Origin of the sequence: Natronomonas sp. EA1 (assembly GCF_051195035.1) — an archaeon.
In the GTDB taxonomy this organism is placed as follows: domain Archaea; phylum Halobacteriota; class Halobacteria; order Halobacteriales; family Haloarculaceae; genus JBNTJV01.
In genome coordinates, this window is the sequence record NZ_JBNTJV010000002.1 from 289304 (window position 1) to 307975 (window position 18672).

Here is an 18672-nt window from a genome sequence, read left to right on the forward strand (position 1 = left end):
GGTGTATCCCCCCGAAACCGAGTGCCTGCGGGCTGTTGCGATGATTTCATAGGGGAGTGACACGCCCAGAAGAGTATATAAACACCCGTGCTCACCGGCACTCGTAACCTACATTTGGCGGGGGAGAAATCCACACGTATGACTCGTGGGTTCTACATCGGGCGCTTCCAGCCCTATCACGAGGGGCACCACGCCATGGTCGCCCGCATCGCCGAGGAGGTGGACGAACTCGTCCTCGGCATCGGGAGTGCAGACCAGAGCCACACCGCCCGGAACCCCTTCACCGCCGGCGAGCGCATCATGATGATCACGAAGACGCTCGACGAGCTGGATATCGTCACCTACGCCGTCCCCATCGAGGACCTCAACCGCAACTCGGTGTGGGTCTCGCACGTCCAGTCGATGAGCCCCCGGTTCGAGGTCGCCTACTCGAACAACCCCCTCGTCATCCGCCTGTTCGAGGAGGCGGGCATCGAGGTGCGCCAGTCGCCGATGTTCCGCCGCGACGAGTTCGAGGGGACGGAGGTGCGCGAACGGATGGCCGCCGGGAAGAACTGGCAGGCGCTCGTCCCCGACGCGGTCGTGGACGTCATCGACGAGATCGACGGCATCGAACGGCTCCAGCAGATCACCGACACCGACGCCACGGACGGCGACGGCGGCGACGACCCGGAGTGAGATGATCACCCTCGCCACCGACTTCGGCACCCCGTATCCCGCCGCGATGAAGGGGGTCATCCATCGCCGAACCGACGTCGAAATCGAGGATATCGCCCACGACTTCCCCCGCCAGGACGTGCGCTCTGCCGCGTTCTGGCTCCGGTTCGTCCTCCCGGAGTTTCCGCCGAGTGTGCACTGCTGTGTCGTCGACCCCGGCGTCGGCACCGAGAGAAAAGCCCTCGTGATTCGCTCGGGCGGCCACGCCCTCGTCGGCCCGGACAACGGCCTGCTCCTCCCGGTCGCCCGCAGGCTGGGAACGCCGGAGGTGTTCGAGGTCACGGTGAAGGACCCCGCGAGCCACACGTTCCACGGCAGGGACGTGTTCGCGCCCGTCGCTGCCGACGTTCACGAGGTCGGCGTCGCCGAGTTGGACCGGCTCCCCGCGCTCTCGCGCACGAAGGACTACACTGACCTCACCTTCCCCGAACCCTCCATAGCGAACGAGGAAGCGACGGGCGAGCTGCTCGTCGTCGACGACTTCGGGAACGCGGTCTCCAACATCCCCGGCGAGGTGCTCGAGGGAGCCGACGAGGCCACCGTGAACGGCGAGACGGCTCCCGTGGTGCCGTCGTACGCCCACCTCGAAGCGGGAGAACGGCTCGTCACCGTCGGGAGCCACGGCAACGTCGAGTTCGCCGTGAATCAGGGCCGGGGAGACGAAGCGTTCGGACTCTCGATCGGCGACGACCTCGCCCTGCGATGGGAATAGCGGCTCTCGGTGGCGTCGGCCCCTTCGAGGTCGCCAACGCGGTGGGGCTCGTCGCGTTCGCGATGGTCGGTGCGCTCAAAGGGGCGGACGCGGACCTCGATTTGTTCGGCATCGTCGTCCTCGGCGTCATCACGGCGTTCGGAGGCGGTGCCACCCGCGACGTGCTCGTGGGTCGGATCCCCGCCTCGCTTCTGACGACTACGGACGTGGCGTTCGCCTTCCTCGGCGTGGCGCTCGGCGTCGTCGTCTGGCGCCGGGTCGGGCCGGTGCTCGACCACCCCGCCGTCCTCCTCCCCGACGCGGTCGGCCTCGCCGCGTTCGCCGCCACCGGCGCGCTCGTGGGAACCGCGTTCGGCGTCTCCCCGTTCGGCGTCGTGCTGCTGGCCACCATCACGGGTGTGGGCGGCGGCTCCATCGCCGACCTGCTGCTCACCCGCGTCCCCATCGTCCTCCGCGAGGACTTCTACGCCACCCCCGCGTTCGTCGGGGGTGCCGTCTTCTGGGCCGTCGACCAGGTCGCGGCCCCGCCCGCGCCGACGGCCACCTGCGTGGGCGTCGTGCTCGCACTCCGCCTCCTCGCGCTCCACTACGACTGGGAGCTTCCAACACTCTGACACGCACCCCCCGTTTTGAAACGGGTGGGGTGAGAACGTTGACCCGATGAGCGACGGGAAGCTGGGATACCCAGGAGCCGCGGCAATCGGCCTCGGCGGGATGATCGGCGGGGGCGTCTTCTCCGTCCTTGGCGTCGTCGCCACCATCGCCGGCGACGCCGCGTGGATGGCGTTCACCGCCGCGAGCCTGGTCTCGATGTGTGCCGCGTACAGCTATCTCAAACTGAACGAGCTCGGCGACCGCCACGGCGGCTCGGTCACGCAGATCGAGTCGTTCGTCGGGAACAAGGACCTCGCGGGGATGGTCGGCTGGACCCTCCTCGTCGGCTACGTCGGGGCCATCGCGATGTACGCCTACGCGTTCGGCGGGTTCGCGGTCGAACTGCTCCCCCCGCGGGTGACACAGACGACGGGGCTCCCCCTCCGACCGCTCGCGTCCGTCTTCGCCGTGGGGCTGTTCCTCGCGCTGAACGTCCTCGGCGCGCGGGTGACCGGCACCTCCGAGAAGGCGCTCGTCGCGCTGAAACTCGTCATCCTCTTCGGTATCACCGCCTGGGGGCTCTGGTACGGCTTCCGCATCGACTCGCTGTCGTTCGGCTTCAACCGCCTGACGGACCTGAGCCTCGTCACGGCGACGGCCATCTCCTTCGTCTCCTTCCAGGGGTGGCAACTGCTGATGTACGACTACGAGAGCATCCACGAGCCCGAATCCACCATCCCGAAGGCCGTCTACACCGCCATCGTGGGTGCCATCATCATCGACAGCATGGTCGCCATCCTCGTGACGAGCCTCGTCGAGGCGAGCTACATCCAGCAACACCCCGAACTCGCCGTCGCCCAGGCCGTCGAGCCGTTCCTCGGCCACGCCGGCTTCGTCTTCATCGCCGCGGCCGCGCTGTTCTCCACCGGGAGCGCCATCAACGGGACGCTCTTCTCGGCCGCCCACTTCGGCAAGGGGATGATCTCAGACGGGCTCGTCCCCGACGGGTTCGGCGACGCGGACGCCGACGGCGCCCCCCAGCGCACCCTCGTCGTGCTGGGGGTCGCCGCCGCGGCGTTCAGCGCCTACGGCTCGCTGGAGGCCATCACCTCCTTCGGCTCGCTGGCGTTCATGGTCGTCTTCGGCGCGATGTCCTGGCTCGCCTTCCGAGAACGGGATTCGGGAGACGTGAACCCGGTCATCCCCGCCATCGGCGTGCTCGGGACGGCTACGTTCTTCCCCCTGCTGGTGTACCACCTCTACACCGCCAGCCGGAACGTGTTCTGGGTCGTCCTCCTCATCGCCGTCGTCGTCATCGCGGCGGAGCTGCTCTACTTCGAGCGCGAGGAGCTCACCGACGGCATCGGCACCGTCGAGGAGTCGCTGGAGGGGCATCTCCGGCGCGACTAGCGCGTCACCGCGTCACGCGCCTCCCCAGGGTGAACACGAACAGCGCGGTGAGGAACGCCCCGCAGATGGCCTCCGTCGCCGCCAACAGCCGCGTCACGTCCGTCGGTGGGACGATATCCCCGTAGCCGAGCGTCGTGAACGTCACGATGGAGAAGTAGATGCTCTCTGAGAGCCCCGCAGTCACGCCGAACGCCGCGTACGCGGCCGTAAAGAAGGTGAGGACGGCGAGCGCGAGGCCGAGGACCCGCGAAGGGCGCTCCCCGTAGCCCGCGAGGAGCCCGAGCAGGCGGTTCGTCAGCCACCGCCCGCCGCTGTCGAACCGGCGGTCGAGCGGGAGCGAGGCATCGGCCAGCCGGTCACGGTAGCGCCGCCTCCGGTAGCGCATCTCCCGGACGAAGAACTGCGAGGCGTCGTCGTTGTCACCGACCGCGGTCGCCCCGTTCTTCGCCTTCAGATACGTGAGCTCTAAGTCCGCCGTGGAGGACTCGCGCTCCCGCGCGGTGAACCCGTGGAGTCGCCAGCCGAACGCTCTGAGCGTCTCCCGGTAGTCGGCGAAGGGGAACCCCTCGAACTCCGTGCGGAGGATGCCGTAGTGGTCGAACGCCGCGGGATCGGCGAAGGCGAACGCTACGTCCCCGACCGTCGCCCGGCGGAGGTCGAACGCCGTCGCCCCCGTCGCGGGCTGGGCGAGCGTCCCCGAGCGAACCGTCGCACGGGTGCAGTCGACGAGACAGCCGTCGGGGGAGAGGTTCCGCACCTCCAGCCGGTCCAACTCGGCATCGAGCAGCTGCAGCCCTCCCTCGACCGTGGCCCCCGACACCCTGAGCGACGGGAGGTGACACCCCTCGAGATCCAGGCCGGCCTCGAACCGGGCGTCGGTGCAGTCGACCTTCCGGCCGAACGCCGCCCCCTCGAAGGTGACCGGGCCGGCCACCTGACACCCCGTGAGCAGCAGCTTCCCCTGGAACGTCGCGTCCGTGAACTCGTGGGGGCCGGCCCCGAGCGTCGCGCCGTCGAGGGTGACGGACCGCTCGAACGTCGCCTCGGGCGCGGAAACCCGGTCGATTCGCGCGCCCGTGAGACTCACCGGCTCGCGGACCGAGGCGTTCGGCAACCGGAGTTCCTCGATATCGGCCCCGTCGAGCCGCACCTCGTGGTTGTCCTTCGAGTCGATGACCCTGGAGGATAGCTCGAGTACGCCGAACTGGGCGCCGTCGAACCGCTTGCGACCGGGCGAGCGGCTCTCGACGGCCTCGACGAAGGCGTCACGGACCGCGGCGTCGCTGGCGTCCCGCTCGTCGGGTGGGGTGTGAAACAGACAGCGCTCGCCGTCGGCCGGGTGGGCACACGGGGTCCCGTCCGTGAACGTGTGGGCGCAGGGCACACCGCACCCTCGCAGGGTGGGAACAAAGAAACACCGCCCGAGCCGGTGGAAAGGAAGTCGAGTGGGTCTCAGTTCGACGCGATGACGTCGTCGATGCGGACGATCATCGTCGCGGCCTCGGTGGCGGACTCGATGGCCTCGCGCTTGACGGCCGCGGGATCGAGGACACCGGCCTCGATGGGGTTACCGATGACGCCGGTCTGCCCCTGGCTGATGACGCCCGCGACACCCTCGTTCTCGTGGGTCGCGCGGAGGTCGACGAGCGCGTCGATGGGGTCCATCCCGGTGTTCTCGGCGAGCGTGCGCGGGATGACGTCGAGCGCGTCGGCGAACGCCTCGACGGCGAGCTGCTTGCGGCCCTCGATGCCGGCCGCCTGAGCGCGCACCGCGTCGGCGATGGCGATCTCGGTCGCACCCGCACCGGGGACGACGCCGCCCTTGTCGAGCGCCGCGGTCACGACATCGAGCGCGTCGTTGAGCGCGCGCTCCAGCTCGTCGGCGACGTGCTCGGTGCCGCCACGGGCGAAGACGGTGACGGCCTTCGCGGCCGCCCCACCCTCGATGAAGGTGAGCTCGCTGTCGCCGAACTTGCGGACCTTCACGGACTCGGCGTGGCCGAAGTCGGCGGCCTCGAGATCCTTCACGGAGCCGACGGTCTTCGCGCCGGTCGCACGGGCGATGGCGCGGGCGTCGTCCTTCGAGATGCTCTCGAAGGCGAGGATGCCGTGGTTGGCGAGCATCGAGGCGACACGGTCCTCGATGTCACCGGTAACGAAGGCCACATCGACACCAGCCTCCTTCAGGGCGTCCGCGTAGCCGCGGAGTTCACCCTCCTCGGCCTCGAACGCGGCGGTGAGCTGGTCGATGTCGGTGACGTTGTACTCGGCGTCGATGTTGGACTCACGGAGGTCCAGATCGAGGTCGAGGACGGCGATGGAGGCGTCTTCGACCTTCCGCGGCATGTTGTCGTGAGCGGGCTCCTCGTCGAAGATGACTCCCTCGACGAGCTCGGTGGCGCTGGTCGCGGCACCGGTCTGGGTGCGGACGACGACGTCGTCGCGCTCCACGCGTTCGTCACCCTGGACGTGGCGGATGGCGGCGACCACCGTTTTGGCGAGCGCGTCGGCCTCGATGTCACCCGTCCCCTTGCCGGTCATGGAGGACTCGGCGACCTTCCGGAGGAGCTCGTCGTCGAGCTCGTCGTCGAGGACGAGCGACTCGATGGTTTCGAGGGCGATGCGGGAGGCCTCGTGGTACCCCTCGACGATGGTCGTCGGGTGGACATCGTCCTCGAAGAGGTCCTCGGCCTGCGCGAGCAGCTGGCCCGCGAGCACGGAGGCGGTGGTGGTGCCGTCGCCGACCTCCTCCTCCTGCGTGGTGGCAACCTCGACGATCATCTGGGCCGCGGGGTGCTCGATGTCCATCTTCTCGAGGATGGTGGCTCCGTCGTTCGTGATGACCACGTCGCCGGAGTCGGAGACGAGCATCTTGTCCATCCCGCGGGGGCCGAGTGTGGTGCGTACCGCGTTCGCGACCGCTTTCCCGGCACGGATGTTCGAGGACTGAGCGTCCCGACCGTGGGTGCGGGAGGTGTCCTCGGCGAGAATGAACATGGGCTGTCCCATCCGTCGTGAGCCGAACTGTTGTGCCATATCAATAGGTATGTCGTCAGCAGTTCTATATAAATATTTCGTAGATTTTCGACCGGGAAAGCGCATGAGGGCGACGGTATGCGCGCATATCGCACAGCCTCGTCGACAGGTCACGAACGGGACCGGCGGTACACCTTTCTCTCCGGTCGCCGTGCCCCCAGTCGATGGGCCGCACGCGCCGCGACCTGCGGATGGTCGACGTTCACGCCTGCCTCGACCCCGGCGAGCCACGCAACGGCCGCGCGGTCGAGCCGGAACGGCTGGAACGCGAACTCCACGACGCCGGCATCGTCCGGGCGCTGGTCCACCCCGGCCCCAGAGACCGGGGCTACCTCGCCGCGAACAACGCCGTCGCCCGGCTCTCCGTCGAACGCCCGTTCGTCGCGCTCGCCCGGGTGAACGGCCCACGTGACCCCGGTCGACGGCTCCCGATCCCCGCCCGCCGCAAGGAGTGGCACACCTCTCCCGAGGACGTCGAGCAGTTCGCCTACGACGACCGCTTCCACGGGTTCGTCCTCGACCCGGCACGCGACGGCCTCCCCGACGAGGCCACCCTCGCCGCGATGGCCGACGCCGGCCTCCCGACGCTCGTGTTCGGGGGCGAGCCGTTCCCGCCGGACCGGGTGGCCACGACGCTCCTCGACTGGGCATTCCCCCTCGTCCTCACCTCCTTCGGCGGCCACCCCCTGAACCGGGAGCTGATGCACGAGGCGATCGACCTCCTCGAACGGTACGACTCGCTGTACCTGGAGACGAGCGGCGTCCGCTACCGCGAGCCGCTCGAACGGGCGCTCACCGAACACCCGGACCGGGTGCTGTTCGGGAGCGGCGTCCCCGCCGTGCACCCGTCGGTCGGCGTGATGGAACTGCTCACCTGTTCGGTCGACGAGAGCGCGATAGAACGGGCATTCGACCGGAACCCCTCCAGAGTGTTCCCGGCGCTCGACTAGCGACGGTCGAACGCGGAGACGGCGCGGTCCGCCCGCGAACTCCAGCCGTTCGGGTTCCGGCGAGGAGAGCGGTCACGGAGCCGGGCCTGCTGGCCGTCACGGATGCCGCGGACGAGCCCCGACACCACGTCACGGCCGTTGCCGAACCATCGAGACGGAACCCCCTCGCCCGTCGCCACCTCCCGGAGGGAGGCCGCCGCGTCACCCACCGCGTGGCGGACGAGCCGGAAGGCGACGGAGGGGCGCACCCCGTAGTTCTTCACCAGCCGGTAGGCGAGCGAGCGGTAGCGCCACGTCCAGTCGCGGGAACTGCCGCCGTCGGCCCGGACAGTGGGTCGTGGCCCGGCGAACTCCCCTTCGAGCGCGACGGTCATCTCGGGAGCCCACGCGACCTCGAACTCCTGGCCGGCGAGCCGGTGGGCCGCATCACGCGCCCCACCGACGACGAGGTACTCGTCGAAGCCGTCGATGGCTTCGAGCGCCTCACGCCGGAGCGCGACGTTGCCGGCGTTGAAGTACGAGACCGTCCGCCCGCGGATGTCGCGCTCCTCGACGCCCTCCGCGGTCCAGCCGACGTCGAGGCGCTTGCGGACGGGACCGGTGACGGCGTCCGCCTCCGCGATTCCCTCCCGAAGCGCGTCGAGCCACCCCGGCTGGACGAGGAGTTCGTGGTCGAGGAAGGCCACCACGTCCGAGCGGGCGCGGTCGAGCCCGGCGTTCCGGGCGACGTTCACGTTCCGGTCGTCGAGTTCGATGAGCACGTCCACGTCCGCACGGTCGCGGACCATACCGGAGGTGCCGTCGACGGACGGGCCGTTGACGACGATGATCTCGGTGGGGGAGACGGCGGCGAGCGCGTCGAGACACGCCGCTAGCCGGTCACGACTGTTGAGCGTCGGTACGACCACCGAGACGTCCATACCCTTCGGTAGCAGGTCGGACGACTAAAAAGACCCCGGTCAGGCGACTCGTGCGTCCCAGTATGACACGCTCGCGAGGTAATCGCCCAACGGCGTCTCCCCGAGCGCGGTGTCGGCCTGGCGGAAGCTCCGGGCGACCCCGTCGGGGATCTTCCGGTAGAAGCCGTAGGGGAGGACCCAGTCGTGTTCCGCGTTCTCCAGGTGGAGGTTCGCGCCCGTGAGGAGCCGTTCGACCTCCTCGTCGGAGTAGAGCCGCGACCCCATCGGGAGCAGCCAGTTGTAGACGGAGCGGGTCGAGTACCGGTTGAAGGTGTCGAAGAACACCTGCGAGGCGGAGACGCGGGACATCTCGGCGAGGAAGGAGGCCGGGGTGTCCGCGAGATGGAAAAACCGCATCGCGAAGACCGCATCGAAGTAGTCGTCGGGGAAGGGGAGCCGCGCGGCGTCACCGCGCATGAACTCCAGGTGGTCGTCCACGCCGGCCTCCATGGCCTTCTCGCGGCCCTGCTGGAGCATCGCCTCGGAGATGTCGAGGCCGACGATGTCCGCGCCGCGCTCGGCGAGCATCACCGTGAAGCGCCCGGTGCCGCAGGCGATCTCGAGGATCTTCTTCTCCTTGAGGGGGGACAGGGCGTTCAACACGGCGCGTTTCTCGCGGTCGTCGATGAGCTGTCCGCCCCGCGAGAATCGCTTTGCGTCGTACTCTTCGGCGACGTCGTCCGCCTGATACCACTCCTGTCCCTTCACGCTATCTGCCACGACCCACCGGGAGGATAAAACGATACTGGATACGTGGCGCGTGGACCACAGGTTCTTGGGTCGAGGTAGCATATGAGAGCTATGCCCACCTGCCCACGGTGCGGCCCGGTGGGGACGGACGAGCTCGTCCGGCACACCCACGGCCGGCTCCTCGTCGTCCACTGCCCCGAATGTGGAACGATCCTGGGCAGCTACCGCCGGCACGGCGACCTCACGACGTAGGGCTCACCACGCAGGTCTCACGACGTAGCGACGCTCTCGGGTCGGATGCGGATGAGGACGCGCGCGCCGGACTCCCCGTCGCGGTAGGGGTACGTCTCCTCCCCCAGATAGCGCTGTGCCAGCTGGTCGATATGCTCGTCTGCACCCGCTTCGGTGAGCTCCTCGACGACACCTCGAACGGAAATCCAGCGGTAGGGGTCCTCCGGGTCGGTGATCGACAGCCCCACCTTCGGCTCGCGCGCGACGTTCCTCTCCTTGCGTCGGCCGCGCGCCGTGTTGACGAGCAGATGTCCAGTTTCGGTGTCGTAGCCGACCCAGACGGGGGTGACCTGCGGCGTGCCGTCGGGCATCACCGTCGCGACGTGGGCAAACGTCCGTTTCTCGAAGAGGTCGTGGAACGCTTCAGGGATGGATGCCATGCAGAAAATTCGAGCGGGACGCGTATGACCGTTTCCCCGCCGCTATCGGTTCAGGCAATTCACGTCACGAACGTTTGTATAAGGGGCCATTATACACACTAATGCCTTTCAGGTGTTCTTACACACATGTAGCGAAGGTTTACGTGTGACTTCGTGGCTAAGTGAGGTATGAGCACGACCACGGAGGACCGCTCGACCACCGACAACCCAATGGCTGACCCCGAGTTCCGCGACCGGCTGCGTGAACTCCCCCCGAGCGCGAAGCTCGTCGCGAAGGTGCTCGAAGGCGCCTCGCCGCTCTCGCAGGGCCAGCTCGCCGACGAATCGCTCCTCCCCGACCGCACCGTCCGCTACGCGCTCAACCGCCTCGAGGAGCAGGACCTCGTCGGCTCGCGCTACAGCTTCCACGACGCGCGCAAGCAGGTCTACTTCCTCGTCAACTAAGACCCACCCACCCGACGCCGGGGCATGGACCGCGTCGAACTGACGCCTTCCGGGCGAACCCTACACCCGACGACCAACGGGTACGTCGTCGGCCACGCGCAGGCCGCCCTCATCGACCCCGCCGCCCGGAGCGACGTCCTCGATTCCCACCTCGCGAACAGAACCCTCAGCCACGTTCTTCTCACCCACTACCACGGGGACCATGTCGGCGCCGTCGCCCACTACGCCACCGAACACGACGCCACCGTCTGGGCGCTTCAGGGCCACGAGGCCGCCTTCGAGGCCGCCACCGGCATCGCCCCCGACCGGACCCTGCGGGAGGGCACCCGCATCGAGACGGACGAAGGGGAATTGGAAGTCATCTACACCCCCGGCCACGCCCGCGAACACGTCTGTTTCGCGCTCGGGGACGCCGTCGTCTCCGGCGACCTCGCCGTCGCCGAGGGGAGCATCGTCGTCGGCGCCCCGGAGGGCGACATGCGCGCGTACCTCGCCTCGCTCCGACGGCTGTGTGCCCGCGACCCCGACACCCTCCAGCCGGGCCACGGCCCCGCCATCGAGCACCCGCGCGCGGTCTGTGCCCACCTCATCGACCATCGCCTCGGGCGCGAGCGGAAGATCCGCGCGGCCGTCAACGCGGGCGCTCGCGACCTCGATTCGATCCTCGATGCCGCCTACGAGAAGGACGTCTCTCACGTCCGCGGGCTCGCGGAGGCGACCGTCCGCGCCCACCTCGAGAAGCTCGCCGTCGAGGGCGACCTCCGGTGGGACGGCGAGCACGCCGAACCCGCGTAGTTTTCCGTCTTCATCACCGAGCGAGGGTATGGAACTGGAAGCCGAACTGGAACAGGCCCGCGCGCTCGACGAGCGCGAGCTGGCCGACGCCATCGAGTCCATCGGCTTCGAGTGCACCCGCTGTGGCCACTGCTGTAAGGGGATGGACGGGGAGGAACACACGGCGACGGTGTTCCCCGACGAGGTGCGGGAGATCGAGTCGGAAACGGAGTATGATTGGAGAGACATCGCCCGCCCCATGCCCTTCGGCCTCGACGAGGACGGCACGGGCGAGACGTTCGAGTGGGCGCTCCAGACCACCGACTGCGGCGACTGCACCTTCTACCGCGAGGCGGACGGCCAGGGCGCCTGCACCGTCCACGAGGACCGCCCGCTCATCTGTCAGACCTACCCCTTCTCCGTCGCCATCGGCGGCACGACGGAACCGATGGGCGAAGCCGTCGACCGCGAAGGAATCGTCCGCGCCCACGAGTGTGAGGGCCTCGGCCGCGACATCTCGCGTGAGGAGGCCGAGGAGCTCGCCAGCGCGCTCAAAGAGCGAGCGGTCCGCGAGCTGGAGGAGGCCATCGGCGTCCGGGACAACTACACCCCAACCGACGCTCCCGGAGAGATCGTCGTCCACGACTCCGAAGGGCCGAAACACCCCGACGGCACTCGTCGGTAAGCCTTTACCGCTCGCCTTCTACAGACGACTGTCTATGGAGATCTCCGAGAAGCTGCTGTGTCTGTTTAGCGCCGATATCGAGTCCGAGGGTGACCGCTACGTCGTCGAGATTCCCCGCCGCGAGATCGACACCGGCTCCGTCGAGCCCGGCGAGACCTACCGCGTCGCCCTCATCTCGGGTGACCGCCCCCAGACCACCAGCGACGACGACGGCGACGACGCCGTCGCCCCCGACGAACCCCAGCCCCCCGTCGAACAGGGGGAGATCCGCTACGTCGAGATCGAGGACCTCGGCAAGCAAGGCGACGGCATCGCCCGCGTCGAGCGCGGCTACGTCATCATCGTCCCCGGCGCCGACGTCGGCGAGCGCGTCAAGATCGAGGTCTCCGAAGTGAAATCGAACTTCGCGGTGGGCGAAATAATCGAATAGAACCTTTTTCTTCGTCGGGTTCGCGCAAAGCGCGAACCACTCCTCGAAAAACGTTCATGAAAAAGGCCGAGCGCTCGCCATAGCTCGCGCTCGGGTGCGCCGTGCCCTTCGGGCGCTACCTTCTACTGCGGCCGCGACAGCCCAGCCCTTCCCCAGGCCGCGTGGGCGCTCACGTCCGTTCGCGCCACATGCGACCGGCCCACCGCCTCAGCCCGGCCGAGGGTTCAAATACGAGGCCGGGACCAGCGGCCCCATCGTCTGAACGGCGTCGGGTGGTGGCCGAGGCGGGAGTGCGACCCACCCCACTCGACAGCGGCGGGTCGCCTGTTCGCCCTTTCGGAGCCGTACCAACCCCCCGTGTCACGGCCGTTTCTTCCTCCTCGGGAGGAGTCAAAACCGCACGACAGCGCGGCGTTAACCGAGTGTACCAAACCCCCTATACTCGGTGCGGATAGATGGACACCTATGAGCGCGACTACCGCGGCGACGACCGACCTCACCGACAAGCAGGCGCGCATCCTCTCGTACCTGCGCGAGCAGGGTGCGACGAAGACCTACTTCAAGTCCCGGCTCATCGGCGAGGCGCTGGGGCTCTCCGCGAAGGAGGTCGGCGCGAACATGACCGCCATCTGCGAGGGGGACTTCGACGTGGACGTCGAGAAGTGGGGCTACTCGTCGGGCACGACCTGGAAGGTCACCGTTTAGCGGTCGTACCGGACGAGCTCGTCGGCCTCGCCCGCGAGCGCCACCGCATCGGAGCCGAACGAGTCTGCGTAGCGGACGAGCAGCATCAGCAGCGTTTCCGGTCGCTCGATGCGGTAGCCGTCCTCGCGTGAGAGGAGGCCCGCCGACTCCAGTTCTGCGGCGTACTTGCTCACCGTGGGCCGAGAGACATCCGCGGCCTCGGCGATGTCCGCGCCCGTCGCATCCGGATCGCGAAGGAGCGCGATGACCATCGCCCGGGGCGTCTCCCGGCGGAGGTAGCCCAGCGCGCGCTTCTCGAACGCCGAGAAGCGACCCGAGGGGTAGAACCGCCGGTAGTCACCGTCGCGGTCGGACTCCACGGCGCTCGCGGATTCGAGGCGACGCAGGTGATGTTGCGTCTCGCCGGTGCCGAGCTGGAGGTCGTCGCGCAGCTTCGAGAAGTGGGCGCCCGGCGTCGCCGTGAGGTAGCCGACGATGGCGTCACGGGCGTCGTTCGTGCCCGCGTCGTGGCTCGAAAAGCGGGCGAGGGGGCTGGCCGCGCCGAGCGCCGCGAAGCGCTTGAGCGTGGCGCGTTTACTCTCGTCGACCCCCTGGTTCATAGCCGTGGTAGGAAATCTCGTGGTAAAAGGACTTCGCTACTCCCGCTCCGGTTCGGCCGCGCCGGACTCCTCGGCGTCCATCTCCTCGATGACCTGATCCGCGCTCTTGATCTGGGCGGTGTCGTCACCGGCTTTGATGGCCTCCGCCTCCTTCTCCATCTGCTCGACATCCATCTCGGCCTCCTCGTCGATCTGCCCGAGGATCTCCTCGATGTCGTCCAGCCCGATGAGCTCGCGCGTCTCCTCGTCGAAGTCGATGGAGTCGAGCACCGACTCGTCGGCCTGCACGTCGCTGCCGGTCAGATGCTTGCCGTAGCGCCCGACGAGCGAGGTGAGCTCCTGCGGGAGGACGAACGTCGTCGACTCGCTCGTGCCGATCTCCGCGAGCGTCTCCATCCCCTTGTCGATGACCGCGCGCTCACCCATCGACTCGGCGGATTTCGCGCGCAGCACGGTCGAGATGGCGTCACCCTGCGCTTCGAGGATCTGGCTCTGTTTCTCCCCCTGCGCCCGGATGATGTTCGACTGCTTGTCACCCTGCGCGCTCTCGACGGCGGAACGACGCTCACCCTGCGCCTCCAGGATCATGGCGCGCCGACGGCGCTCGGCGGCCGTCTGCTGCTCCATCGCCTGCTGGACGTCCTGCGAGGGGTTCACCTCGCGGACCTCGACCGACTCGACGCGGACTCCCCACTCGTCGGTGGGCTCGTCGAGCTCCTTCCGGATGCGCGCGTTGATCTCCTGGCGCTTGTTCAGCGTGTCGTCCAGCTCCATGTCACCGAGGACGGCGCGGAGCGTGGTCTGTGCGAGGTTCGAGACCGCGCGTTTGTAGTCGTCGACCTCGAGGAACGCCTTCTTCGCGTCCATCACTTTGATGTAGACGACGGCGTCCGCGGTCACGGGGGAGTTGTCCCGCGTGATGGCCTCCTGGCGCGGCACGTCCAGCGTCTGTGTCCGCATATCGAAGGTGTACGTCCGCGAGACGAACGGGAGGACGAAGTTGATACCCGGTTCGAGCAGTTTCCGGTACTCGCCGAACACCGTCAGCGCGCGCTTCTCGTACGCGTTGACGATCTCGACCGATTTGTACACGGCCACGATGGCGATGAGCAGCGCCACCACGGCGAGAATCGGGAGGGCAAGCCCCACCTGCAGGGGTACGATCATACCCGGAGTTGGGTCAACTGCCTGATAAGCGTTCGCCCCGCGGGGATCCAGTCACGCGGACTCGGTGTCCTCCTCGGCGTCCGTCCTGCGTGTCTCGCGGGCGCGTTCGCGAGCCAGCTCCCGGTCGATCTCGTCGTCGCCGTTGGTGGGGACGACGGTCACGATGTTCCCCCCACCGGGACTGACGACGATGACCTCCTCGCCGACCTCGATAGCGCCATCGATGCTCCGCGCGCGGTAGTAGGGGTTGAATCCCCCGCTCTGCAGTTTCACCTCGCCGCTGTCGCCCGTCACCCGTTCGGTGACCTTCCCGACCTTCCCGCGCAGCGACTCCGAGTCGCTCGTCTGGCCGTCCGGCGCGGTGTTGACGAGGTTCAGCCGGCGGTAGAAGTGGAACGTCGCCGCGCCCGAGACGATGACGACGGCCGCGAGCAACAGCGGCGTGAGCGGGCCCAGCAGGTCACCCACGAGTAAGCCGACCGCGCCCGCGACGAGCAGCGCGACGCCGATGACGATGAAGTGGGCGCCCGGTGCGAGCGCCTCGGCGACGACGAGCGCCGACCCGGCGGCGAGCAGGAGCAGCGAGAGGGGCATCCCGAGGACCTCGACCATACGCCGGCTAGGTTCGGGCGTCGAATTAAGGATTCGGTCAGAGGAACTGCAGGAACGTCACCACGGTGACCGCCGCGCCGAGTACCACGAACAGCGCGTGTTCCACCGAGGGGCTGCCGGCGTCGAGCGTCGTGTCGTCTTCGAGATCGTCGAGCGAGATGCGCCACTGTTCCCCCTCGGTGGCGAACTGGAAGGAGTCCTCCTGCTTTTGGGGAGCGTCCTTCTTCTGCGAATCGTCCATACCCCTTCTGGGGGTCGCCGCCTGAAAAACCCTGCCGCCGAAACCCAGATATACTCACTCGGCGTCTACTGGCCGATGAGAAACCGTTTCCTGTTGTTCGGTGTGCTCGCGACAGTTCTCCTCGCGAGCGTCGCCCCCGTCAGCGCGCAGTCGGACTCGAGTGAGCTCGACCTCGACTCGTTGGTCTCAACCTACAACGCGAACCTCGACCAGGCCCCCGACATCGCGAAGGGACAGCTCGCGGGCAAGCGCGTCGAGCTGCGCGTCGGTGAGGGCTCGACCCTGGCGACGGCCGACACCGGCACAGCGTACCACTTCACGACGAACGACGACGGCGCCATCACCGAGTACGGCGAGGGCGACGCGACGAACCCCCAGATTCGGGTCCGCACGAGCGAGGCCACGATGAACGACGTCCTCACCGCCGACGACCCGGGGAAGGCGTTCAACGAGGCCTACGAGAACGGTGAGATCGAGATCAGCGGCCTCACCTTCACGGAAGGGGTGAAGGTCGAACTCGTGAAGTTCGCGGTGTGGGTCGGGAAGCTCCTCGGCTTCCTCTGAGTACGGTTACTGGACTTTCGTCCCGGGGACGGCGTCACCGTGGGTGGTGAGGAGATCGGCCTCGTCACCCGCCGCGAGCAGCATCCCGTTCGACTCGACGCCGAACAGCTCCGCTTTTTCGAGGTTGGCGACGACGACGATCTTCTTCCCCGCGAGCGAATCGAGGTCGTGAAGCTGTTTGATACCCGCGACGATCTGGCGCGTCTCCACGCCGATATCCACCTCCAGCCTGGCGAGTTTGTCCGCACCGTCGATGCCTTCGGCGGAGAGGATCTCTCCGACCCGGATGTCGAGTGCCTGGAAGTCGTCGAAGCTGATACGGTCGTCTGCGATGGGTTCGAGGTCCATGTCTGAGTCTGTGTCGTCGTCTTCGTCGGCCGATTCGGCCGCCTCGACCCGCGATTCGAGGTCGGCGTTCAGTGCCTCGACGCGCTCGTCTTCGAGCCGCTCGAACAGCTCCTCGGGCGCGTCGAACGTCTCGGGCGGGGCCTCGAGCGCCGCGTCGAGGGTCACGTCGTCCACGCTGCCGTCCTCGCCGAGCTGGGCCCAGAGGTCCGCGGCCTTCCCGGGGAGGACGGGCTGCATGAGCACGGCACACGCCTTCGCGAGCTGGACGCAGTCGCGGATGACCTGTTCGGCCGTCGCGGGGTCCTCGTCCGTGAGCTTCCACGGCTCGTGGCGCTGGATGTACTCGTTGCCGAACTTCGCGAGTTCGACGGGGGCCTGTCCCAGCCCGCGGACGGAGTAGTCGTTCACGCTGTCTTCGACCTGGGCGATAGCCGCCTCGATGCGCTCGCTGACCTCGTCGCTCACCGCGGCGTCCGGCGTCCCGTCGTAGTTCCGGTGGGCGAACAGCAGCGAGCGGTAGATGAAGTTCCCGAGCGTCCCCACGAGGTCACCGTTGACCCGTTCTTGCAGGGCGTCCCACGAGAAGTTCACGTCGGCCTCGAACTCCGAGCCGGTGATGATCTGATACCGAAAGAGGTCGGGGTCGAGCCCGGCGTCGAGGTAGTCGTCGGCCCAGACCGCCCTGTTACGAGAGGTGGAGAACGCCTTCCCCGCGAGGTTGACGAACCCGCAGGCCATGACGGCGCGCGGCTCGTTGTAGTCGGCCCCGCGGAGCATCGCGGGCCAGAAGACGGTGTGGTGCTGGATGATGTCCTGGCCGATGATGTGGACGATCTCGCCGCCGTCGGGCTCCTCGTCGGTGCCGTGGTTCTTCCAGACGGCCTCCCAGTCGAAGTCGTCGACGCGCTCGGAGTACTGCTTCGTGGAGGCGACGTACTCGATGGGGGCGTCCACCCAGACGTACAGCACGAGGTCCTCCTCGCCCTCGGGGTAGTCGATCCCCCAGTCCATATCGCGGGTGATACAGAGGTCCTGCAGCTCGCCCTCGATCCACTCGCGCGGCTGGTTCTTCGCGTTCTCCGTCCCCTCGAGGCGGTCGATGAACCCCTGGAGATACTCCTGGAAGTCGGAGAGCCGGAGGAACTTGTGTTCGCGGGCGCGGTACTCCGCGGCGTTCCCGGTGATGACGCTCACGGGCTCTTCGATCTCGCCGGGTTCGAGGTGGCGCTGACAGCCGTCGTCACACTCGTCGCCGCGTGCCGTCTCCCCGCAGTAGGGGCAGGTCCCCTCGACGAAGCGGTCGGGGAGCCACTGGTCGGCCTCGGGGTCGTAGGCGACCTGGATCTCCTTCTGTTCGACGTGGTCGTTGTCGATCCACGACCGGACGAACTCCCGCGTCAGTTCGGTGTTCGTCTCGTCGTGGGTGTGGCCGTAGTTGTCGAACGCGACGTTGAATCGGGGGAACGTCCGCTCGTACTGTTCGTGGTACTCCAGGGCGAACGCCTCGGGGGAGACGCCCTCCTTCGCGGCGTTGACGGCGATGGGGGTGCCGTGCATGTCGGAGCCGCAGACGAAGGCGGTTCGCTGGCCGAGACGGCGGAGCGCGCGGGCGAGCGCGTCCCCGCTCACGTACGTACGCAGGTGGCCGACGTGGAGGTCGCCGTTCGCGTACGGCAGCCCACACGTCACCACCGCGGGTCGGTCGGTGGGGAATGTGTCGTGGCTCATACCCCGACTCGGACCGCCCGCGCCTAAAACGCCGCGGGTTCGGGTGCGGTCACGCCGTCAGACGAACGTGAAACCGAGCGCGAAGATGGCGAGCGTGACCACCAGCCGGCCGACGCTGCCGACGAAGGTGGCGAGCGCGAACTTCAGGTAGTCCTCTTCGAGGACGGAGAAGGCGTAGATCGAGAACGTGTCGGGGAACCCCGGCACGCACAGCGCCAGCGCGAGCCCCGCGTAGCCGTACTTCCGCGCGAGCTCGACCGTCTTGCGTTCGGACCACGCCACCACGTCGATGGGTGACTTCCGGAGGAGGGTGATGACCGGCCCCGACTCCTTGACCCCGCGACCGATGGCGAACGCGAAGACGCTCCCGAGCGCCTTCCCGAGCCCCGAGGCGACGACGACGAGGGTGAGCTCCACGTCGGCGGGCAGCCCCAGGTTCAGGTTCGCAAGGAGGACGACCTCGCTCGGCAGCGGGAGGACGAAGGCGATGAGAAACGAGTAGACGAAGATGACGAGCAGTCCCAGGGGGCCGCTCGCCGTCCGGACCAGTTCTTCGAGGACGTGGAGGTCCCCGTGGACGAACGCGAGCGAGGCGAGCGACGGCGTCACGGGCGGAGTTATTCCGGCAGGGGGTGT

Annotated in this window: 23 protein-coding genes; 12 read left to right on the plus strand and 11 right to left on the minus strand. The window is 68.0% G+C overall.

The window, feature by feature from the left end; translation table 11 throughout:
- The first annotated feature begins 138 nt into the window (after positions 1–138).
- The 4 genes from ACQUQR_RS07390 to ACQUQR_RS07405 are packed head-to-tail and all read left to right on the plus strand — an operon-like array spanning position 139 to position 3433.
- Complete coding sequence (locus ACQUQR_RS07390) at positions 139–678, plus strand: nicotinamide-nucleotide adenylyltransferase (RefSeq protein WP_435195817.1); 540 nt, start codon at positions 139–141, stop codon at positions 676–678.
- Between the two features lies 1 nt (position 679).
- Positions 680–1429: an SAM hydrolase/SAM-dependent halogenase family protein gene (locus tag ACQUQR_RS07395; RefSeq protein ID WP_435195818.1), complete on the plus strand. Its 750-nt coding sequence runs from the start codon at positions 680–682 to the stop codon at positions 1427–1429.
- Positions 1420–2043 (plus strand): trimeric intracellular cation channel family protein, encoded by a 624-nt coding sequence (locus tag ACQUQR_RS07400; RefSeq protein WP_435195819.1) that lies wholly within the window; start codon positions 1420–1422, stop codon positions 2041–2043. The genes ACQUQR_RS07395 and ACQUQR_RS07400 overlap by 10 nt, the downstream gene beginning before the upstream one ends.
- Positions 2044–2089: 46 nt before the next feature.
- Positions 2090–3433: an APC family permease gene (locus ACQUQR_RS07405; protein WP_435195820.1), complete on the plus strand. Its 1344-nt coding sequence runs from the start codon at positions 2090–2092 to the stop codon at positions 3431–3433.
- Between the two features lie 4 nt (positions 3434–3437).
- On the opposite strand, the gene ACQUQR_RS07410 is transcribed toward ACQUQR_RS07405, so the two are convergent.
- Both ACQUQR_RS07410 and thsA read right to left on the minus strand, forming a co-directional pair.
- Positions 3438–4817 carry a potassium channel family protein gene (locus ACQUQR_RS07410; protein ID WP_435195821.1) on the minus strand — a complete coding sequence of 460 codons (1380 nt, stop codon included), beginning with the start codon at positions 4815–4817 and terminating at the stop codon, positions 3438–3440.
- Positions 4818–4885: 68 nt separating this feature from the next.
- Positions 4886–6442, minus strand: coding sequence for a thermosome subunit alpha (gene thsA / locus ACQUQR_RS07415; RefSeq protein ID WP_435196260.1), 1557 nt, complete (start codon positions 6440–6442; stop codon positions 4886–4888).
- Between the two features lie 191 nt (positions 6443–6633).
- Between thsA and ACQUQR_RS07420 the strand changes: the two genes are divergently transcribed.
- Positions 6634–7419, plus strand: a complete 786-nt coding sequence (locus ACQUQR_RS07420; RefSeq protein ID WP_435195822.1) for an amidohydrolase family protein — start codon at positions 6634–6636, stop codon at positions 7417–7419.
- Here ACQUQR_RS07420 and ACQUQR_RS07425 read toward each other — a convergent pair.
- Both ACQUQR_RS07425 and ACQUQR_RS07430 read right to left on the minus strand, forming a co-directional pair.
- Entirely contained in the window at positions 7416–8339 is a 924-nt protein-coding gene (locus ACQUQR_RS07425; RefSeq protein ID WP_435195823.1) for a glycosyltransferase family 2 protein, read from the minus strand. The two genes, ACQUQR_RS07420 and ACQUQR_RS07425, sit on opposite strands and share 4 nt — an antisense overlap.
- Before the next feature lie 39 nt (positions 8340–8378).
- Entirely contained in the window at positions 8379–9086 is a 708-nt protein-coding gene (locus ACQUQR_RS07430) for a class I SAM-dependent methyltransferase (protein WP_435196261.1), read from the minus strand.
- Positions 9087–9179: 93 nt separating this feature from the next.
- Here ACQUQR_RS07430 and ACQUQR_RS07435 point away from each other — a divergent pair, with 93 nt between their 5' ends.
- A complete protein-coding gene (locus ACQUQR_RS07435; RefSeq protein WP_435195824.1) occupies positions 9180–9320 on the plus strand; it encodes a hypothetical protein in 141 nt (46 codons plus the stop codon).
- Between the two features lie 17 nt (positions 9321–9337).
- Here ACQUQR_RS07435 and ACQUQR_RS07440 read toward each other — a convergent pair whose 3' ends face one another.
- Positions 9338–9739 carry a PPOX class F420-dependent oxidoreductase gene (locus ACQUQR_RS07440; RefSeq protein WP_435195825.1) on the minus strand — a complete coding sequence of 134 codons (402 nt, stop codon included), beginning with the start codon at positions 9737–9739 and terminating at the stop codon, positions 9338–9340.
- 168 nt (positions 9740–9907) lie between these two features.
- Between ACQUQR_RS07440 and ACQUQR_RS07445 the strand changes: the two genes are divergently transcribed.
- The 5 genes from ACQUQR_RS07445 (at position 9908) to ACQUQR_RS07465 (ending at position 12777) form a co-directional block, all read left to right on the plus strand.
- Positions 9908–10183: a MarR family transcriptional regulator gene (locus ACQUQR_RS07445; RefSeq protein WP_435195826.1), complete on the plus strand. Its 276-nt coding sequence runs from the start codon at positions 9908–9910 to the stop codon at positions 10181–10183.
- 24 nt (positions 10184–10207) lie between these two features.
- On the plus strand, positions 10208–10978 hold the full coding sequence (locus ACQUQR_RS07450) for an MBL fold metallo-hydrolase (RefSeq protein WP_435195827.1): 771 nt from the start codon (positions 10208–10210) through the stop codon (positions 10976–10978).
- A 28-nt stretch (positions 10979–11006) separates the two neighbouring features.
- On the plus strand, positions 11007–11642 hold the full coding sequence (locus ACQUQR_RS07455) for a YkgJ family cysteine cluster protein (RefSeq protein ID WP_435195828.1): 636 nt from the start codon (positions 11007–11009) through the stop codon (positions 11640–11642).
- Between the two features lie 34 nt (positions 11643–11676).
- Positions 11677–12072 (plus strand): TRAM domain-containing protein, encoded by a 396-nt coding sequence (locus ACQUQR_RS07460; protein WP_435195829.1) that lies wholly within the window; start codon positions 11677–11679, stop codon positions 12070–12072.
- A gap of 465 nt (positions 12073–12537) precedes the next feature.
- Entirely contained in the window at positions 12538–12777 is a 240-nt protein-coding gene (locus tag ACQUQR_RS07465; protein WP_435195830.1) for a DUF7123 family protein, read from the plus strand.
- On the opposite strand, the gene ACQUQR_RS07470 is transcribed toward ACQUQR_RS07465, so the two are convergent.
- Genes ACQUQR_RS07470 through ACQUQR_RS07485 form a run of 4 tightly spaced genes read right to left on the minus strand, consistent with a single transcriptional unit; the run spans position 12774 to position 15396 of the window.
- On the minus strand, positions 12774–13376 hold the full coding sequence (locus tag ACQUQR_RS07470; RefSeq protein WP_435195831.1) for a winged helix-turn-helix transcriptional regulator: 603 nt from the start codon (positions 13374–13376) through the stop codon (positions 12774–12776). The two genes, ACQUQR_RS07465 and ACQUQR_RS07470, sit on opposite strands and share 4 nt — an antisense overlap.
- Positions 13377–13412: 36 nt before the next feature.
- The gene (locus tag ACQUQR_RS07475) at positions 13413–14543 is read right to left on the minus strand and encodes an SPFH domain-containing protein (RefSeq protein ID WP_435195832.1); all 1131 of its coding nucleotides are present in this window, start codon (positions 14541–14543) and stop codon (positions 13413–13415) included.
- A gap of 51 nt (positions 14544–14594) precedes the next feature.
- Positions 14595–15155: an NfeD family protein gene (locus ACQUQR_RS07480; protein WP_435195833.1), complete on the minus strand. Its 561-nt coding sequence runs from the start codon at positions 15153–15155 to the stop codon at positions 14595–14597.
- Positions 15156–15192: 37 nt separating this feature from the next.
- On the minus strand, positions 15193–15396 hold the full coding sequence (locus ACQUQR_RS07485; RefSeq protein WP_435195834.1) for a DUF7312 domain-containing protein: 204 nt from the start codon (positions 15394–15396) through the stop codon (positions 15193–15195).
- A gap of 75 nt (positions 15397–15471) precedes the next feature.
- Here ACQUQR_RS07485 and ACQUQR_RS07490 point away from each other — a divergent pair, with 75 nt between their 5' ends.
- A complete protein-coding gene (locus ACQUQR_RS07490; RefSeq protein ID WP_435195835.1) occupies positions 15472–15960 on the plus strand; it encodes a hypothetical protein in 489 nt (162 codons plus the stop codon).
- A 6-nt stretch (positions 15961–15966) separates the two neighbouring features.
- Here ACQUQR_RS07490 and metG read toward each other — a convergent pair whose 3' ends face one another.
- On the minus strand, positions 15967–18036 hold the full coding sequence (gene metG, locus ACQUQR_RS07495; RefSeq protein WP_435195836.1) for a methionine--tRNA ligase: 2070 nt from the start codon (positions 18034–18036) through the stop codon (positions 15967–15969).
- Between the two features lie 57 nt (positions 18037–18093).
- Complete coding sequence (locus ACQUQR_RS07500; RefSeq protein WP_435195837.1) at positions 18094–18645, minus strand: YqaA family protein; 552 nt, start codon at positions 18643–18645, stop codon at positions 18094–18096.
- Positions 18646–18672 lie beyond the last annotated feature (27 nt).

What these genes read in the sequence shown, in the direction of transcription:
- ACQUQR_RS07390 (WP_435195817.1), top strand. Translation starts at nt 139, where the DNA reads ATGACTCGTGGGTTCTACATCGGGCGCTTCCAGCCCTATCACGAGGGG.
- ACQUQR_RS07395 (WP_435195818.1), top strand. Translation starts at nt 680, where the DNA reads ATGATCACCCTCGCCACCGACTTCGGCACCCCGTATCCCGCCGCGATG.
- ACQUQR_RS07400 (WP_435195819.1), top strand. Translation starts at nt 1,420, where the DNA reads ATGGGAATAGCGGCTCTCGGTGGCGTCGGCCCCTTCGAGGTCGCCAAC.
- ACQUQR_RS07405 (WP_435195820.1), top strand. Translation starts at nt 2,090, where the DNA reads ATGAGCGACGGGAAGCTGGGATACCCAGGAGCCGCGGCAATCGGCCTC.
- thsA (WP_435196260.1), bottom strand. Translation starts at nt 6,442, where the DNA reads ATGGGACAGCCCATGTTCATTCTCGCCGAGGACACCTCCCGCACCCAC.
- ACQUQR_RS07420 (WP_435195822.1), top strand. Translation starts at nt 6,634, where the DNA reads ATGGGCCGCACGCGCCGCGACCTGCGGATGGTCGACGTTCACGCCTGC.
- ACQUQR_RS07425 (WP_435195823.1), bottom strand. Translation starts at nt 8,339, where the DNA reads ATGGACGTCTCGGTGGTCGTACCGACGCTCAACAGTCGTGACCGGCTA.
- ACQUQR_RS07435 (WP_435195824.1), top strand. Translation starts at nt 9,180, where the DNA reads ATGCCCACCTGCCCACGGTGCGGCCCGGTGGGGACGGACGAGCTCGTC.
- ACQUQR_RS07440 (WP_435195825.1), bottom strand. Translation starts at nt 9,739, where the DNA reads ATGGCATCCATCCCTGAAGCGTTCCACGACCTCTTCGAGAAACGGACG.
- ACQUQR_RS07445 (WP_435195826.1), top strand. Translation starts at nt 9,908, where the DNA reads ATGAGCACGACCACGGAGGACCGCTCGACCACCGACAACCCAATGGCT.
- ACQUQR_RS07450 (WP_435195827.1), top strand. Translation starts at nt 10,208, where the DNA reads ATGGACCGCGTCGAACTGACGCCTTCCGGGCGAACCCTACACCCGACG.
- ACQUQR_RS07455 (WP_435195828.1), top strand. Translation starts at nt 11,007, where the DNA reads ATGGAACTGGAAGCCGAACTGGAACAGGCCCGCGCGCTCGACGAGCGC.
- ACQUQR_RS07460 (WP_435195829.1), top strand. Translation starts at nt 11,677, where the DNA reads ATGGAGATCTCCGAGAAGCTGCTGTGTCTGTTTAGCGCCGATATCGAG.
- ACQUQR_RS07465 (WP_435195830.1), top strand. Translation starts at nt 12,538, where the DNA reads ATGAGCGCGACTACCGCGGCGACGACCGACCTCACCGACAAGCAGGCG.
- ACQUQR_RS07470 (WP_435195831.1), bottom strand. Translation starts at nt 13,376, where the DNA reads ATGAACCAGGGGGTCGACGAGAGTAAACGCGCCACGCTCAAGCGCTTC.
- ACQUQR_RS07475 (WP_435195832.1), bottom strand. Translation starts at nt 14,543, where the DNA reads ATGATCGTACCCCTGCAGGTGGGGCTTGCCCTCCCGATTCTCGCCGTG.
- ACQUQR_RS07480 (WP_435195833.1), bottom strand. Translation starts at nt 15,155, where the DNA reads ATGGTCGAGGTCCTCGGGATGCCCCTCTCGCTGCTCCTGCTCGCCGCC.
- ACQUQR_RS07485 (WP_435195834.1), bottom strand. Translation starts at nt 15,396, where the DNA reads ATGGACGATTCGCAGAAGAAGGACGCTCCCCAAAAGCAGGAGGACTCC.
- ACQUQR_RS07490 (WP_435195835.1), top strand. Translation starts at nt 15,472, where the DNA reads ATGAGAAACCGTTTCCTGTTGTTCGGTGTGCTCGCGACAGTTCTCCTC.
- metG (WP_435195836.1), bottom strand. Translation starts at nt 18,036, where the DNA reads ATGAGCCACGACACATTCCCCACCGACCGACCCGCGGTGGTGACGTGT.